This is a genomic window from Flavobacterium geliluteum, from assembly GCF_017948595.1.
Lineage (GTDB): Bacteria > Bacteroidota > Bacteroidia > Flavobacteriales > Flavobacteriaceae > Flavobacterium > Flavobacterium flavipigmentatum.
The window spans coordinates 355,556-373,364 of the sequence record NZ_JAGFBV010000001.1; the positions used below are offsets into that span (position 1 = coordinate 355,556).

Genomic DNA, 17,809 nt, shown 5'->3' on the forward strand with positions numbered 1-17,809 from the left:
TTTTTGAAATTCAGTAGGTTTTTAGATATAAAAATTCAGGCGAATTCTCCACAACACCAAGTAAACACTAAATTCTTACAAATTAGAGTTGCTGTTTTTAATTTTTTTATGAAAAATATTACAAATTAGCTTGTTTGTTTCGTTTATAGTCATATATTCGTACTAATATTGATCACGAATCACCTTCCTCTTCCTACAAGAAGTAAATCAAAAAAAGTACTTAAGTACAAAAAAGAGGTATTCCAAAATCATATAGAATACCTCTTTTTTTTGTTTATACTAGTCAGACAACAGAGAGGGTTCTAAAAACATTTTTTAACTTAATTATTTTTATTATGGCATTTAAAGCAATTTTAGAATTCGAAGGAAACGAGTACCAAGTATTATTTTCAAAAGTCGATATGTTAAGACATACTGACGGTAAAGGAGCAGTTTCATCTGAAATTAAAGGAGGTAGATTAAACCTAAAATTAAAATCTACAGACAATACTACTGTTATCGAACAGGCAGTAAACAGTCAGCACAAACCAGTAAGCGGAAAAGTAAAATTTTTCAAAGCAGATTCTGAGCAAGTAATGAAAGAGCTTTCTTTTGAAAATGCTTTTATTGTATTCTTTAGCGAGCAACTTGATGCTATGGCAGAAACTCCAATGACTACTGAGATTACTTTCTCTGCAGAAAAAATCACATTAGGTAATGCAACATTAGATAACAATTGGGCTAAAATTTAATTTTTCCTATTGAGGCAAGAAGCGGTAATGCTCCGCTTCTTGTTTTTTTATGCAATTTATTGAATAAAACATTGATTAGTATTACTTCTATATTTTCAGCTTAAAACGGAATTCGGTATAAGAATTTTAGACTATAATCTATTTAAGTTAAAAATTAAAATCAAACTTATAACTAAACATATTATGGCCATTCCTAAAATAATATTTGGTATTGATAGAAAAGAAATCTCACATTTCACAACTATTGAGCTATACCAAACCATAAATGACCACCATCATTTTAAAATTAGTGTTCCCCATTCTGTGATCGAACAACCAAGAGCATATACAATGCAGAGTGCACAAAAATGGCTGGGAGGCATTTTGCACATTGTTTTTGAAAACAATAATAATTTTTTGGGAATAGTAACCAATATTCAATATGCCCAAGAATTAGGACATGTGGGAAGCCAGATTATTATTTCGGGTTATTCTAAAACCATACTTCTTGAATCAGGACTAAAACTAAGCTCTTGGCAAGATACTAATTTGCATGATATCATTGAGGAAGTGATAAAAACAGCAGCGGGTGAAAAATTGCAAAACGACATTAAACCGGAGTTCGGCAACAATTTAGACTATCAAACCCAATATCTCGAAACTGATTTTCAATTCATACAACGCTTAGCTAAACAATACAATGAATGGTTGTATTATGATGGAGAAAAACTTTTTTTTGGCAAACCAACTACCACTACAGAGTTTACAAAATTGATTTATAATAAAGATCTTTATAATCTCAATATTTCTGTTCAGGCAATTCCCAACCAGTTTGGAGCATTTAGTTATAACGAAGATGCGGACAAGCTGTATCAGGCCAAGACGAGAGACCAGATAGAAGGATTTCCAAAATTGGGTACTGATGCCATCACTGCTTCTCAAAAACTATATGCTACATCATCATTAGAATATGGTAGAATTAGCACTGGTGACGATATGTATTTGCAAACCATACTGCAAAATAGGCAGCAAAGTGCTGCAGCAGAATCTAATTTTATAACCGCAACTAGCCGAAACAGAAGCTTACGAATAGGCATGAGCATTAGTATAGATGCCATGCAGGTAAAAGACAAATTGGCTGCATATACCAGCGGACAAGACATTAATAAAATCAACTACGAAACCAACGAAGTAGGTATTTATATTATCACAGAAATAACTCATAAAGCCAGCGAAATAGGTGAGTACGAAAACAGCTTTAAAGCTTTGCCGGCTAAAATACGCAAGTTGCCTGAACCAAACATCCCTTTTCCTGTAGCCCAAATGCAACAAGCTGAAGTAGTAGCTAACGACGACCCAAGGGGGCAAGGCAGAATACGTGTAAAAATGCTATGGCAATCTACCAAACAACAATCTACACCATGGTTGCGTGTAATGACACCTGATGCAGGAAGTAGTGGTAAGGTGAACACCAACCGAGGTATGGTTTTTATTCCCGAAGTGGGCGATCAGGTTATGCTGGGGTTTCGTTATAACGATCCCAACAGACCATTTGTAATAGGTAGTTTATTTAACGGTAAAACGGGTACTGGCGGAGACTTAAAAAACAACATCAAAAGTATTTATACCCGTACAGGAAGCACAATTACTTTTGACGAAGGTGATTCGAGTATTTTGGTAAAAGACCCTTCCGGTAACAAATGGTTTATGGATGGCAATGGGAATATCGAGGTTACCGCACCAAAAAACATTACGATTAATGCAGGAGAAAGCATAATTATGTCAGCAGGGCAAAATATTATGGCTTCAGCACAAAAAGATATAAATGTTGTTGCTGGAGATAGCATCACAGAAATAGCAAGTGAAGATTATAATCTTACGGCAAGTAATATTATTGAGACCGCTTTGGTAGGTAGAAATTCGAAAGCTAAAAGCATTACCGAAAACATGGAGATAGGTTCTTACATAAGTACTAAAGAATCTATAAATATGGAAAGCGCAAAAGAGGTAAATATTAATAGCGGAAAACAAGTAAAAATGCAGTAATATGGCTGGAGAAGGTGGAAATATAATACGTAACATAGCAGGGAAATCCTATAAGGAAGCAGAAACGATTACAAAAGATGCATCTAAAGGAGCATTGGATTTTAAATCTCCAAAAGAAAATACTTTTTATGGAAAAGATGGCGGAAAAAAGTTTGCAGATTATGTAATAAAAGAGGAGACAAAAGTAATTAATGTAAACGGTCATTTTTATAATGAAGATGGAACTTTTGAAGGAAAAGTAATTGTAGCAAATTATGAAGGTAGCATAAATGATGTATATGTTTGCGCAGGGAAGGGAAGTAAAAAAGACACTTTTATAAATGTTAAAAAACTGGACATAGCACATGAAAACTTCTGCTATATAACTGGAGTTCTAAAAGCTGAAGATGCTAGCACATTTGAGAGCGCTGCGGCAACCACCCAGGCAACATTTAATGCTGTTAAGTTTGAAAAAGGAGATACATTGACTATTGAAGAGCAAGGCAAATTAGCAGCAAAACTTCTTTCTACAGGTTATTCAACAGCAACGTTGAAAGAATCATTGAAAGATACCGAGAATGATAGTCTCTGTAAAAATGCACGTAAAGGACTAATTCATGTTTTACAGGAAAAAAAAGATTATTCAGAAGGAGCAGTATTATGGGATGGGATCGATTTTGCGGATCGAGGAGTCATAAGTGCAAGACCACATCCTAAAACGGATAAGGATGGAGGAATTCATATTACAAAAGATCTATGGATCAAATTTGTCAATGCTTGTGAGTATAAGCCAGACAGTAAAGGAATTCAAAGGCTTTATAGACATTTAGAAGGAAAAGAAGGAAAAGGTCATGATATAGATAAATCAAAAGCAGAAGCTTTAGCTACAATACCGTTTGAAGAAAAGAAAAATGCCTCAACAAATGATTCATATAATATTTTTGATTTTGGACAAAAGAAAAATAGTGTTTGGGATACTTCAGTTGATTCAAAAGGATTAAAAAATGTCGATTATTACGAAACAGTTGGTACAGGCAAATTCAATAAGGGAAGAACTCTTAATAAAGCAACGACAGTTGTAGGAAGACATATATTTTGGAAACCTTATAAAGAACACCCAAACAATAAAGGATATTATTGGAAAGGAATGATGAATCATAAACTATAAAAATGAAATATAGAATTTTAATACTTTTATTGATTGGCTTTATCAGTTGTAAAATGGATAATGGAAAATCTATTAAGGAAGAAAAAAAAACAAACAAATCAAGAGACACCGTTTTTTTTGATGAACATGGTGACACTATAAAATCACAAACCGCTTATCTTAAAAACAACTATAAATTAATTATTTTTCCTGCTTTAGATAAAAAAAATGAGGGCGTAATTAATTTTAGATTAATTAATGGTAAAAAAGACAATACCTATTTATTAGCTAGCACTTTCATTGCAAATTATCGTCCATATTATAAAGAAGTTGATTTTCAAAATTATTTTGCTTTACATAGTAATGGAGGCGGAACAAGCAATTCCTATTTTTGGCTGTATGATAAAGAAACAGGCAATGAAGTTTTAACATATAGTTATTTTAAAATACAACTTGATTTTGACTTAAAAAACGAATTGATACTATATATAGATGATGATGATAACACATATATATATGATGTAAATACCAAAATCAAAACGTTAATAAAGATACCATCTGACCTTATGGATAAACAGGAATGTACAAAATATAATGATGCATATAAGAGTATTTATATTAAAAGAATTAGCAAAGAGTATTATTATTTAGGATTCAAATATTGTGAACCCTCATCACTATTATTTAGGGTAAAGAAACCTAAATAATAGTTATCAGCAATAGAAGGAAAGTTAAAAAGAAGAAAACATAATAGGATTAAATGGTTTTGATAGGAAAACAATTAAAGATTGAAGTGGGAGAAAAATTTTAGAAAAGAAGAAGCCATGATAAAATTTAAAATAATCTTATTAATAATAATTGGACTAATAGCATGGTTATTTGTCGGAATTATAAACAAAAGTCAAGAATATTATGAGCCTGAACTTTGTTTAAAATATCCTACATTACAAATAAAATTAAATAAACCATACTTGTCGGAAAATTTAGAAATAAATAAATTGAATAAGGAAACTAGAGGCGAATATATTTCCTATGCAAAAAATTATAATCTTAGTGAAAAACTAGGATATGTAGGTGCAATTCTTCCTTTTATAATCTTGCAATTTTTTTTAAGTGTTCTTTTTATTAAGTTCATTGTAAAATATTCTTTTCGTGTATTTCTTTTTGATATTCTTCTATTCATAATTTCATTTGCATTTTTATGTTTCTTTTTAACATTGGGATTTTTTCATTACAAGAATATTGTTTTATATGTCTTAGGAATATTGATTTTCAATTTAATACTTAATTTTTTTACAAGAAATTTCATTCTTATAAAAAAATCAACTGTTATTGAAACAAAATGAATATTTATGTCCTAGCAAATTGAATGTATTAGCTGAATAAAAGAAAAAAAGAGAGAGAATGAAAAAGACATTAATAATAATAATAGGCGGAGTAATCGGATTTTTATATTCTTTAATAGATTCAGTAGTTAGTTATGCTGATACAGCACCTTTAGATGATGAAATAGGTTTTGAAATTGCTTCCTGGAAAGTTTTTATTTTAGAATCTTTGTTATGTATAAGTGTAGGATTATTAGTAGGATGGATAATATTTTTATTCCTAAAAAAGGTTATAAAAAAGAAAATATAACACAATAAGTTCACATAAAAAATGACTTTTGAAATAACACATAAAATAAACACAATAGTTAATGATAATGTAAAAGAAATTCAAACTTCTTTTAATGTTGAATTTCTTGCTTTAGAAAAAAAATCAAATTTTAATACATATGAAATCAGCAAGACAAAAGTTATTAATAACCCTGGTCATGAAAACACCTATTTAATATTTCTGGAAAATTTAGATCAGCTGACCTATCCAATTAAAATTCAAACAACAAGTCAAGGAGAATTTGTTAAGCTGATAGAATATAAAGAATGGCTTGAAAGATGGGAAGAAAATACGGCTATTCTAATGGAAGAATACAACGATAACAAAAATGCCAAAGACATATTAGAAAGGTTTAATTTAAATGTATATGATGAACAAACTTTTACCCAAAATAAGTTTAAAGAACCCTTTTGGAATTTAATTTTTTTTAATCCAGAAGTTGATGAGGAGGGGCAATCCAATAGTACTGTAATTAATTGGAATATAAAATCTATCGGAAATTTAGAATGTACTGGAAAAACAAAATTTGTTATATCAGATTCTGGTGAATCTTTACTCTGTTTTGAATCGCAAGAAGCAGTAAATGAAGAATGCACCGAAATGATAAATTTTATAACAGGTAATAAATTCAATCATAAGCAGTATCTGACAAACGTAAAAGTAATTACAACTTTAGATACTTTTAATAGAAAGGTTAAACACAAAAGTGCCATTTTTGAAATTCAAAAAGGTAATTTATTTCATTATAAAGAAGAAACATTTTTAAATATAAAAAGAGAAATTAATTCTAAATAATATGGCAAAAGGAGAAATAATAGTAGAAGGGGCTAAATGCTTTTGCTCTAATTCTGTTGCTAATAATAGCAAGGCTACTGCAGTGCCCTTAGTAGTAAAAAGTCAGTCTAAAAAATTAAAAGAGAACAAATATTTTGCTCAGGAAAAGCCCATTGCTACCAACCTTGATAATACAGCAGAGAGCTTTAATAATGGAGAAGGTTTTGGTGATTGCTACCTTCCGGACAAAAAGAAAAAGCCATGCAAAGGACAATGCAGCATCAAATACAAAGACTTTTATAAAAATGTAGATTTTGACAAAAGCACGAAAGTATTACTGGATATTTCCACAGGTATCTGCCCTGGCTATGGCGTACCTGGTACAATTACATTTACAACCACTGGACAAAAAAAAGCAGTAAACACAATTGATGTAAAAGAAGCAGACTCTTTTACAGTCGAAAACACCTCTGCTCAGTGGGAAACCTCAGATCCTACCAAAGAAAATTCAGTTTCTGAAATCACCATCGTTGCTCCGCTTGCAGAAAAACCAACAGGCAAATATTATTTTATAGAAAAAGCTAAAAATACAAATATTTGGCCTTCGTCAATGCCAGTTTCAGAAGCAAAACTTCAATTAAAAGCAATCTATAAGGGAGATCCAACGAAAATAACATGGGCTATCTTTAAAGGAGATGAAGTAAAAGATAAAGTGAAAACTTTTGTGGGTATTGGAGCTAACATTGTATTTACATTAGGTACACTTTTTAAGGATCTGGAAGAAGGTCTGTATCGAATAGAAGCTTATGTAAACCGTCCCGGATATAAAGATTGTGCCATACTTATTGAATATATAAAAGATCATGTTGAAGGAATTACGGCACCCGGTAAAACCCTGTTAAAACACACACCAATTCCTTTAACTTTAAAATTTAAAGCAACTTCCTTAGTAGAAAAACAAAAAATACTTAATCCAGCATCATTAAATCCTGTCTATGAAACATCTCCAATTGCCAGTTGGAGAGTAACTTGTAAGAATACAGTAATTTTTAATAGTCAGATTAGTAGTGAATCGAATCTAATTAAAGTAGAGACAAAAACGGGGGCACTAGGTATTTTTACCTTCAAAAACCCTGATGAATATCAAGTTGAGGCCTATACATCGCCCAATGATTCAAGCCCAATAAAAATAACCTTAAAAGTTTTAGAATCTTTAGGGGTAAATACCGTAAAAGGAACCTGCAACCAACTGTTGCGATATAATGAGAGTCTAAAAGTAGAAGTAAGCAAGTTTAATGTTGAATTTTTACCTACGAATACGACCAAAATGCAATGGTATTTGCAAAAAGATGGCATACGATTAACAGCTTTTGAAAACGCTGCCATTTCTAAAGAAAAAAGCATCAACAAACCAATCAACCAAATACTCTATAATGACGCCCAAGGAGGCAACAATTACTTTGGTAAATATGCTATAGAAGGATACGGAAAGCCAACCAACCGACCTTTATTTAATGCGTCAGACAGCTTTTTCTTTGAGGTAATAAGAAACTCCATAGACAAAGTTACTTTGCCAAAATCAATACCTAAAGGAGCAAAAGTAAAACTCGAAACGGCAGCTAGAATTATGCCTTTGATTGGCGATGAAAAAATAAATTTAGAATTGCCAAATGATGTGGTGGACAATCATGACGGAACAATTACATTTAATAGCGAAGGAGAATTTGATATAGCCGCCTATCTTACAGGAGAAGAAACCCTTGACACAAAGGTAAATACAAAAATAAAAGTAGCTACACCAGAATTAAAACGTGCCTTATGGGCATACAGCACAGGCTATAAACGTACCGAAACAGGCTATAAAGAAGAAACCCATGCTTTTGTAGAGATCGCTGGACTAGAAAATCAGACTATCACCATAAAAGTTTGGGTAAGAGGAATAAGCGAATCTTTTTATTTAGAACCAGCTACCTATATGCTCGAAGAAAAAAAGATATCTCTTAACGACAAAGGTATTGGCTCATTTAAAATTACTACCGATGACAAGTATAAAGACAAAATAAAAAAAGCGCTGCCCGCAACAACCGAAGTACCAAACCCCATTATAAGTTTGATTTTTACCGTAGAAATGCCAACCGGAAGTCAAGGAACAATAACCTTGCCCAATGATATGGACATAAAAAACGGCAAACTGGTCGTGGGAACAAAATTTATAGAAGTATTAGACAGTAACGAAGAACTTGCAGTAACCAACGAGCAAAAAATAAAATCAATATTTTTTGCTAAAGAAGACGGTAAAGGCTTACAGCAAACCCTTACGCATCAGGCTAAAACCCACAAAATATGGGTGCATACTGTCAATATGCAAGAAGAAGAACTAAGAGTTGATGTTATGAGCTTGGTACATTCTGATTGTATGGATGAAAAAAACGGCATCATAACAGTACTGCAAAGCATACAGGAATATAAAGAGAAAGTGGGTAGTGATGGGCTATTAGAACTCCCTTTTACAGCCGAAGAAAAATACCTGACGGATGCAGAAGCAAACCCTGTACGTTTTAGTATACAAGTAAGCCGAAAAGTAAAAGATCCAAACGATGACAAAAAAGAGGTTTATGTTTTTGAAGATGATCAATTAGCAGAGATGCCTTACCCAAATGCAAGTTTAGTACGAAGTCCTGACATGAAAACCGTAGGCATAAAAGCCATCAAACAAGACGAAACTCCTTTTAGTAAAGAAGAAAAATTAGCCTTGCGAAAACAACTCATCTGTTTTAAAAATACTGCTTTGATAGTCGCAAAAGGTATTTTAACTGAGGAAGCTATTGAGAATTGTACAGTTCCTGTAGTGGTAGATTTAGAAATGGCGGAGCTTGTAAAGGCAGATAGTAAGAAACTGTGTCCGAATTGTGACAATGACATTACCTTGACAGAAATAAAAGCTATTTGTGTGGGCAAAAAAGACAACAATGGAGCTGAAAAATGCCTAATAGATAATGATACCATAATATCAGCAGCTTTACCATTTTTAAATCAATATCGTAAAAAAGTTGGCATAAATACTTGTGTCAGAAAGGCACACTTTTTAGCACAGATTTGTCAAGAAACAAAATTTTATGATTTACAAGAAAAATTCACGTATAGATATTCTGAAAGAATGCGGAAAATTTTCGATTCTTATTTCTCAACATTTGGGGTGTTAGAAAACCAACAGGCAGAAGCAAGAAGATTATCTTCTCTATCATTGAATGAAAGCAATGCACAAGAAGTCGCAAGTGCTATCTATGGTCCTACTCATCCATTAGGAAAAGAACATACCAATCCTAATGATGGATGGCGCTATAGTGGTAAAGGATTTAAACAAATTACATGGAAAGAAAATTACAGAAATATCCAGAAATATTTCAACAAATCAATGAAAATTGATAATGAACCCGATGTTTTATGGCTAGACGATGACAATCCTTACAAATTAAAAAACAATGCAAAAGATGCTATAACTTCTGCCCTGGCCTTTTGGGGATGGAAAAACATAAACGCTGTAACTAATGGAAGTACTGATGATAATGTTGAGTTAGTTACAAAAATTATAAATTCTAAAAAAGAAGGTCTCGAAGAGAGACAGCGTTTTTTTAAGAAGGCGGTAGAAGTTTTGAAAGTAAAAGAGTGTAAGCCCGGGTTAAACCTAGCAATAGATGTTAACCAAACTTATGATAAAAAATATCAGGCAGATTCTAAAACGGCCTATATTAATGTGATACTGCCAAAAGATAGAAAATATCAGGGATTATTAGTCTTTTTTGATAATTCAGGTACATTATTTAGCAGTTATGTTCTAGGGAATGGGACTGGTTCAGATAAGTTTAAAGCGGAAGGAAAAGGCGCTACGCCTAATGGATTATGGAGTACCTGGCATACCCAGACTCATGTTGGTGATGTAAGTTATGGAAATCATGGTTTGATACATATGACAGGTTTAGAGGGTGATGCGCTTACGGCTACTAAAAATGGCAGATCAGGAATTGCCATTCATGCAGGTCATACAGTTGGCTATGATAAGCTTATTAATGATCGAGGAGAATTAATGATTACGTATGGATGTCTAAGGATATACAATGCGGATATAGGAAATTTAGTAAAAAAATATTTAAGTGTAAAAGATGTAAAAGAAATCAAAGTATATGTCGAGGAAGTAGATAATATTAATGAAGTCTACGAATATTATGATATTGAAAGAGATCCTATAGAACGTAAAGAGAAATCTAAAATCAAACAAAAAACACAATAATGAAAAAAATAATTTTATTAGTACTGATACTATGCTTTTCATGTACCAAAAAAGAAAAACATACAGATAAAAACAATATTAATGCTGTTTCACACGCTCCTGAAAACATTTTAAGAGATAGTACCCAGCCAAATTATGAATACAAAGATTTATATAAAATGAGAGCAGATATAGTTAAAGGTTTAAAAAGGAAAGGTTATAAAATACCCCCAACCGATTTTTTTAGGAAGAAGATACAGGAAGTTTCAGGAATAGATATAACAAAAGGAGGATATGATGATCAAGACTTTGCTAAATATAGAACATTAGCATTAGTGATAAGAGATATAAATGTCTTATTGCCATTAGACATAGAGACTTATGCGAAAGTAGATGATAAATACATTGACCACATCATAGATTACAATAATATGGTGATATATGATCAAATTACTGCAGTAATGCTTTTAGACAAGTTTGATCAAGGCTGTAATGTCTATTCCTATATTGCAGGAACCGGATATACTGGAAATGAAAAATTTTTATTGAAAGCATTTGAATGGATAAAAGGAAACGAAATAAAAAGACTGGAAGAACTATTACTTGGCTATACTGGTCAACCGAACATTATACCTAGCGGACCATTTAGATATGAAATGCTAAAAAAAATTCAAAAACTGAATCCTGGTATTATGGGATCTTTTAGCACAACTGATTTTTCAAAATATAAACTTGAAGATAACGAAAAAGATAAGGCATTGGCACACATATTTGATGCTCAAATTAATTGTAAATATGATGATGAAGGAGAATATATTGGAGAATTTGGGGTAGATGGTCCTGCTGAAGATTATTTTAGGTCTCATCCAGAATATTTAAAGGCATTAAAAGAAAATGATTATTATGGTTTAAAAAAACTAAAAGAATATACAACCATTATTTTTGTACCTAAAGATCAAGAAAGATAAAAAAATCTTATGATTTTTTTGATGATACGGTAAATGAATCAGAGTTAGTGATGTCTATTTTAAGAGATGCCAAAACAAAACTCACAAAATATGACTTAATACCGCCAATATGCAGGAAGAAGAGTTAAGGGTCGACGTTATGACTCTGGTACATTCTGATTGTATGGAAGAAAAAAACGGCATCATAACAGTATTGCAAAGCATACAGGAATATAAAGAGAAAGTGGGTAGTGATGGGCTATTAGAACTCCCTTTTACAGCCGAAGAAAAATACCTGACGGATGCAGAAGCAAACCCTGTGCGTTTTAGTATACAAGTAAGCCGAAAAGTAAAAGATCCAAACGATGATAAAAAAGAGGTTTATGTTTTTGAAGATGATCAATTAGCAGAGATGCCTTACCCAAATGCAAGTTTAGTACGAAGTCCTGACATGAAAACCGTAGGCATAAAAGCCATCAAACAAGACGAAACTCCTTTTAGTAAAGAAGAAAAATTAGCCTTGCGAAAACAACTCATCTGTTTTAAAAACACAGCATTGATTGTAGAAAAAGGTATTTTAACCGAGGAAGCTATTGAAAATTGTACTGTTCCTGTAGTGGTAGATTTAGAAATGGCCGAGCTTATAAAAGGGAAAAGCTGTTATTGTAATAAGGATTTAACTGAGGAGGAAGTAAAGGCAATCATTAAAATAATAAAAGGGTCTGAAACTATTTTTGGACATGCAGACTGTACAATAAAAGATAAATCAATTGCGAATTTTACATTAGCATTAAATACAACATTTAGAAAATATAATATAAGTAGTTGTATTCAAAAAATCACTTTTTTAGCCCAATCTTTCCATGAATCTGATAATTTTAATACTGCAGAAGAATATTCGAGCAATCACGATTCTAGTAAAAGTTTTTATAAAGGAAGAGGTTTAATACAAATGACAGGCGTACAAGGTGTGGGTTCTTTACTTTATAATGAACCAGGACCCTACAAAACTTATGCAGAATATGTAGGCAATAAAGAAATAATAAATAAACCGGAATTAATTGCACAAGAATTAACATATGCTGTGGACTCAGCAGGATGGTTATGGTCGAAAATTAAGAAAACTACAACATTCCCTGTTTTGGATAAATTTACAGAAACGCAAAAATCTAATGCTAGATGGAAATCAGAATATTTTAAAGATGGTTTAAAAAAAACATTAAATGAATTAGCTACTGTTATGGAAAATGTAGATGAAGATAAATACTTCTATTTACAATCCAAAATTCTAAACGGTTATTCTATAGATCATAAATTAGAAAAAGATCCGAATGGATGGAGTGATAGAAAAAGTACATTATCTAAATTAAAAACTTGGTTTAAATACGATAAAAATATTTGTAATAGTGGAGGAATAATTCCTGAATTATCTGGTAGGGCGCCGTGGCTTGTTATTGCTATGCAAGAATTTGAAAAATATAAAGGTTTACGAGAGATTGATAGTCCTTTAAAAGAAAAAGTGCATGAGTATTTTAAAGTTTCGTCAACAAGATCTCAAAAAGCTGACGAAACTCCTTGGAATTATACAGACGCATGGTGTGGTGCTTTTTTGGCATGGTGTTTTGAACAAACAGAAGAATTTAAAAAAATTAATACGGCTTACAGTGCTCAGGCATTTGGATGGAAATCAGATAAATGGAGTAAAGGTGAAGATTCAGTACCATTTGTAGGAGCTTTAATTGTTTTTGATTTTTCTCACGTAGCATTAATTGCAGGTGAAAATATTGATGGAACAGCATATGTGTATTTGGGAGGTAATCAAGGAAATGGAGAAAAAAGAACAGGGTATCAAAAAATTATATTAGGATCAGTTCCAAAAAACAGTGCATCTATATTAGGAATTACCAAACCTAAAAAATATATCATAACAGAAGAAGATAAGAAATTTCCTAAATACGATATAAATGCTGAAAATTCAAAAGATAGTTCTAGATAATAATAAAATTAGTTATATGAATATAAAAAGTAAAATTAAGATAACAATGTGTCTCTTTTTAGTTATAAGCGATGTAAGTTGTCAAGAAAAAAAAGACATTGGTTCGACTATTGAAAATGTAAACAACATGAATGATACTATTATAGAAGCAGTTTTAACCAAACAACTTAAGCAAGGAACCTCTCAAACTATTGATGAGGCTAGTGCTGGATTACCTAAAATTCAATTTGGAATAGACGAGTTAGAAGCTACAGTGCAAATAGCCGATGAAATATTAAAATCAAATGGTTTTAAAGAGCTAGATAAAGAAGATTTTAATCAAAAGGTTAAAAATGTTTTTGGAAGAATTATAGATCCTAAATCCAAATCAATTTTTTTGCACGTTAATTTTTTTGATAAGTGTGATAAAGAATTTGTCATGTATAATAATAATGAAATAGATTATAACGGAATATTTATAGAAAAGCAGAGAAAAATAATTCTAAAATTTTATTATATACCTGAACTTATTGATTACCAAAAACAATACTCTAAATTAAATAATATTGAAAACACTAAAATAATAAGAAAATCAAGTATTCATAATTTAGAAATTGAAATTCCTCACTGGAAAGACATTTCTAATTTGAAAGATCAACGGAAAAAAAATATCCAAACACTTGTTGCCCGCAACATGTATTTGTTTAACGACAGTCGCGCCTATTTTAAATGGTTACTCTTAAATGATCAAGATTTTATGCAGAGGTTAGTTACTATTTTTGGTTATTGTGACGATAAAGAATTATTAAAATGGGTAGTAGAAAATACAAAATTTGACAGCAATAATCCAAATGAATTAGACAAGATATTCTGGAATAAAAAATGCGATGGAACTGTAAAATTAAACACTGAAATTTATTCATTATTAGAAGAAATAATTACCCCTAACGATCCTAAATATCTGGAAACTTTAAAAGAATATGTTAATTATCTTTTATATAGCGATACAAGAAATGAACTATCAATAAAAGACAGGGCTAACCTTTTAGCACACCTGGTTTATTTTGGCGAACAATACCGTTATGATAAAGACTACGATGATCAAAGTTTTTTTATGCAGCGTATAGAATTATTAGATTTAGGAGGAGTTTTAAGAAAAGAAATAGAACGTAGTAATTTCTATAATTTGCCTAATTATAAAAATCTCTATAAAAAATCAGAAGAATATCAAGATCAACTTGTCACTGAATATGGAGGGTAGTTAGATCCTGTCGAGTTAATTAGGAGTAGATTATTAGCTAAAATGGATTTTTAAGTTGGTAATGCATTAAAATAATAAAATGAAAATAAAGATAATTGTTGCATGTATATTAATGCCATTATGCATGGCATGTCAAAATAAAAAATCAGATAATCATTCAAATATTGCACAATATGATACGGTTAAAAAAAATAATAGTATGAAAAACTCTTTGGAAAAACAATTAAATAGGGGATATAGGAAATATTTTAATGAGGCGGGTGTTGAAATTTCCCAAGAGACTTTTGATTTATCAGATATTGATATTACTGTTCAAATGGGTAAAAAAATTTTAATATCAAATGGTTACAATTTTATTCCAACGAATAAATTTTATCAAAAAATAAAGGACATATTTGATAGGATTATTGAACCTAATTCAGATAAATCATATTTGTATGTAAATTATTTTGATGACTGTGATAGGAAATTTAATTATTATCCATTCGATGGCACTGACCATAATGGTACATATATCATAAAAAGAGAAAGTTTTATAATAGACTTTTATTTTATTCCTCAGCTAATTGATTATAAAAAAGAATTTCCTGAGGTTATTAAACTTGAAAATAGCATTAATAAAAAATATAAAAACAAAGAAGGAGAGGAAATTACTATAGAATTATGGAAAGAGTTTCCTGATTTATCTAACCAACGTAAAAATAATATTCAAACGTTAGTTGCTCGTAACATGTATTTGTTTAATGATAGTCGAGCTCATTTTAAATGGTTAATACTAAACGATGAATATTTCATGCAAAGTTTAGTAACAACTTTTGGATATTATGAGGATAAAGAATTATTAAAATGGGTCATTGAAAACACAAAATTTGACAAACGCAATCCTAAAGATTTGGATCAGATTTTTTGGAATAAAAATTGTAATGGAACAGTAAAATTAAATTTAGAAATTTTCCCTGTTTTAAAAGAAATTATTAAGCCTAATGGTGTTGATTATTTTGAGGCACTAAAGCAATATGTCATGTATCTTTTGGAAGACAAAGAAAAAAGGAATGAACTCTCAATAGCAGATAGATCAAAACTTTTGGCACATCTTGTTTATTTTGGTGAGCAATATCGTTATGATAAAAACTACAATAATCAAAGCTTTTTTATGCAGCGAATAGCGTTATTCGATTTAGACGAATCTATAGAAAAAGAAATAGAACGTAATAACTTTTATAATTTACTTAATTATAAAAACCTCTATGAAAAATCAGAGGAATATCAAAATGCTCTTGCCGATGAAAATGGGGGGTGAAAAACTAAACTTTTTCACGAAAACCAAATATTAGACATAAAGGAGAAACGTACTTCAAATGATTAAGTCTAGTTTTACAAAAGGTTAAAATTTATAAAGACATAATTTAATTATTGTGAAAAATCATGAAAGGTAGAAATATAAAGATTATAGTAATTGTTTTCATTATTGGAATTTTGATTTACAAAAAAGATCTCATAATTGAATTTTTTGAAACAAACAAACAGCATGAAAAAAATAATTTGAGTAACCAAAATGAGAACCCCATTGAGCCTCCAACAGCTATAGCTTATAAAGAAGTTGCTGGACATGAGGAAGATACTTTAACTGAAGAGCAAAGTGTAGTTAAAGGGATTGAAGATGTATTAGATTACCTTGAACAAGGTGAGAATTTTGAAGAGAAAAGATACTATATACAATCATATCTTGAGAGTTATAATTACAAAGGATTTAATAATTTTTTTTCTGCAAATTTTGTTAATGATCTTAAAAAGGATCCAGATTTAATTATTGGTATTTTTGAGAAACATCATAGTTTGTTTTATAGTTTAATAACTCGTCGTACTTACAAAACATTTGACTTTGATAAAGTTGTTAATGGATTATTAATAAGTTATAACGATATATACTCAAGTCCAGATTATAAAGAAAGATTAGAAGAAATATATAAAATAATGAAATTTCAAAAAGGTCCAGATGATGACGCAAAAAATTTTTATTCAAAAATTGAACCTTTCACTTCAGATGAGTTTTTACTAAATCTTGAGGAAATAAGATTAATTTCTGGAAAACAATTTGCGAATGGAGATATTGTTTGGTTTTATAGTTTTTGGGCAAGAAGATACAATGAGAATAATATTAATCAGGTTTATAAAATTATAAATGACATTAATAACCATTATACTGAGGACAATTAGGCTTGTCTAATCCCTTTTTTGATTATTGAAAAGCTTTGAAGAATGGGGTAGTAGCCAATAAAAATTGTAGTGGTAATGTTTTTATATTCAATATAGTGTAAAAAAAAAGAGAGGTATATAAAATGTTTATGGGCTTTTTTAAATCTATAGCTTTGAAATAAAAAATTAGACAAATTGACAGAGTCCGATAACTATCAAAGTGTAGATAATGCTGAAAAAATGTATAAGGAGAAGTAAAGTCGTTTCAGGTGAAGAAGACGATTATAAAAAATGAAAATATGGAGTAGGTATCCTAAATATTGTTAATTGCCAAAAAAAGAATGAGATCTAATTATTTAAGAATCTTTAAAAATGTATGTAACGTACTTATTTGAGGATAAGGATAAAAGGAATGATCTTTCGCTTCAAGACAGATCAAAATTACTAGTTCATCTTGTTTATTTTGGTAAGTAATATCGTTATGATGAAAAGTATAAAGACAAAAGCTACTTTATGCAACGAATTTGGATGCGAGATATCGACGGTTCTGTTCAAAAAGAAATAATAAGAAATAATTACTACAATTTACCGGATTATAAAAATCTTTTTATAAAATCAGAGGAATATCAAAATACTCTTGCCGATGAAAATGGGGGTAATAAGAATTTTGTGTAGGCATAAGCTTGGATCAACACATATTGTTGTGGGGAAATATTAAAATCTAGATATTTGTATTTTCAAATTATACCCTAATGCAAGATTCTTTTATCGATATCCTTAAGTTGTTACTGCCTGAGATACTAGTAGACTACTTTGAACTTACTTCTTATAAAAAAGAAGAGGAAACACTA

General features: G+C 30.6%; 14 protein-coding genes. All 14 read left to right on the forward strand.

The annotated features are described in order from the left end of the window. Window positions 1-335 precede the first annotated feature (335 nt). The 14 genes from tssD to J3495_RS01535 all read left to right on the forward strand — a co-directional run bounded on the left by tssD (window position 336) and on the right by J3495_RS01535 (window position 17,633). The gene (gene tssD, locus J3495_RS01470; protein WP_042563897.1) at window positions 336-731 is read left to right on the forward strand and encodes a type VI secretion system tube protein TssD; all 396 of its coding nucleotides are present in this window, start codon (window positions 336-338) and stop codon (window positions 729-731) included. Between the two features lie 183 nt (window positions 732-914). Further along, on the forward strand, window positions 915-2,756 hold the full coding sequence (locus tag J3495_RS01475) for a type VI secretion system Vgr family protein (RefSeq protein ID WP_210664783.1): 1,842 nt from the start codon (window positions 915-917) through the stop codon (window positions 2,754-2,756). A 1-nt stretch (window position 2,757) separates the two neighbouring features. Continuing rightward, window positions 2,758-3,903 (forward strand): hypothetical protein, encoded by a 1,146-nt coding sequence (locus J3495_RS01480; RefSeq protein WP_210664784.1) that lies wholly within the window; start codon window positions 2,758-2,760, stop codon window positions 3,901-3,903. 2 nt (window positions 3,904-3,905) lie between these two features. Next, window positions 3,906-4,589, forward strand: coding sequence for a hypothetical protein (locus J3495_RS01485; RefSeq protein WP_210664785.1), 684 nt, complete (start codon window positions 3,906-3,908; stop codon window positions 4,587-4,589). A gap of 81 nt (window positions 4,590-4,670) precedes the next feature. Continuing rightward, on the forward strand, window positions 4,671-5,228 hold the full coding sequence (locus tag J3495_RS01490; protein ID WP_210664786.1) for a hypothetical protein: 558 nt from the start codon (window positions 4,671-4,673) through the stop codon (window positions 5,226-5,228). Between the two features lie 58 nt (window positions 5,229-5,286). Beyond that, window positions 5,287-5,517, forward strand: a complete 231-nt coding sequence (locus tag J3495_RS01495) for a hypothetical protein (protein WP_210664787.1) — start codon at window positions 5,287-5,289, stop codon at window positions 5,515-5,517. Between the two features lie 21 nt (window positions 5,518-5,538). After that, window positions 5,539-6,333 (forward strand): hypothetical protein, encoded by a 795-nt coding sequence (locus tag J3495_RS01500; protein WP_210664788.1) that lies wholly within the window; start codon window positions 5,539-5,541, stop codon window positions 6,331-6,333. A 1-nt stretch (window position 6,334) separates the two neighbouring features. Then, window positions 6,335-10,600: a PAAR-like protein gene (locus J3495_RS01505; RefSeq protein WP_210664789.1), complete on the forward strand. Its 4,266-nt coding sequence runs from the start codon at window positions 6,335-6,337 to the stop codon at window positions 10,598-10,600. Next, window positions 10,600-11,547 carry a hypothetical protein gene (locus tag J3495_RS01510; RefSeq protein ID WP_210664790.1) on the forward strand — a complete coding sequence of 316 codons (948 nt, stop codon included), beginning with the start codon at window positions 10,600-10,602 and terminating at the stop codon, window positions 11,545-11,547. The genes J3495_RS01505 and J3495_RS01510 overlap by 1 nt, the downstream gene beginning before the upstream one ends. A 163-nt stretch (window positions 11,548-11,710) precedes the next feature. Beyond that, complete coding sequence (locus J3495_RS01515) at window positions 11,711-13,522, forward strand: hypothetical protein (protein ID WP_210664791.1); 1,812 nt, start codon at window positions 11,711-11,713, stop codon at window positions 13,520-13,522. Next, window positions 13,491-14,762 (forward strand): hypothetical protein, encoded by a 1,272-nt coding sequence (locus tag J3495_RS01520; protein WP_210664792.1) that lies wholly within the window; start codon window positions 13,491-13,493, stop codon window positions 14,760-14,762. The genes J3495_RS01515 and J3495_RS01520 overlap by 32 nt, the downstream gene beginning before the upstream one ends. A gap of 79 nt (window positions 14,763-14,841) precedes the next feature. After that, the gene (locus J3495_RS01525; RefSeq protein ID WP_210664793.1) at window positions 14,842-16,062 is read left to right on the forward strand and encodes a hypothetical protein; all 1,221 of its coding nucleotides are present in this window, start codon (window positions 14,842-14,844) and stop codon (window positions 16,060-16,062) included. A 125-nt stretch (window positions 16,063-16,187) separates the two neighbouring features. Continuing rightward, the gene (locus J3495_RS01530) at window positions 16,188-16,979 is read left to right on the forward strand and encodes a hypothetical protein (protein WP_210664794.1); all 792 of its coding nucleotides are present in this window, start codon (window positions 16,188-16,190) and stop codon (window positions 16,977-16,979) included. Window positions 16,980-17,471: 492 nt separating this feature from the next. Then, the gene (locus tag J3495_RS01535) at window positions 17,472-17,633 is read left to right on the forward strand and encodes a hypothetical protein (RefSeq protein WP_210664795.1); all 162 of its coding nucleotides are present in this window, start codon (window positions 17,472-17,474) and stop codon (window positions 17,631-17,633) included. The last annotated feature ends 176 nt before the right edge of the window (window positions 17,634-17,809 follow it).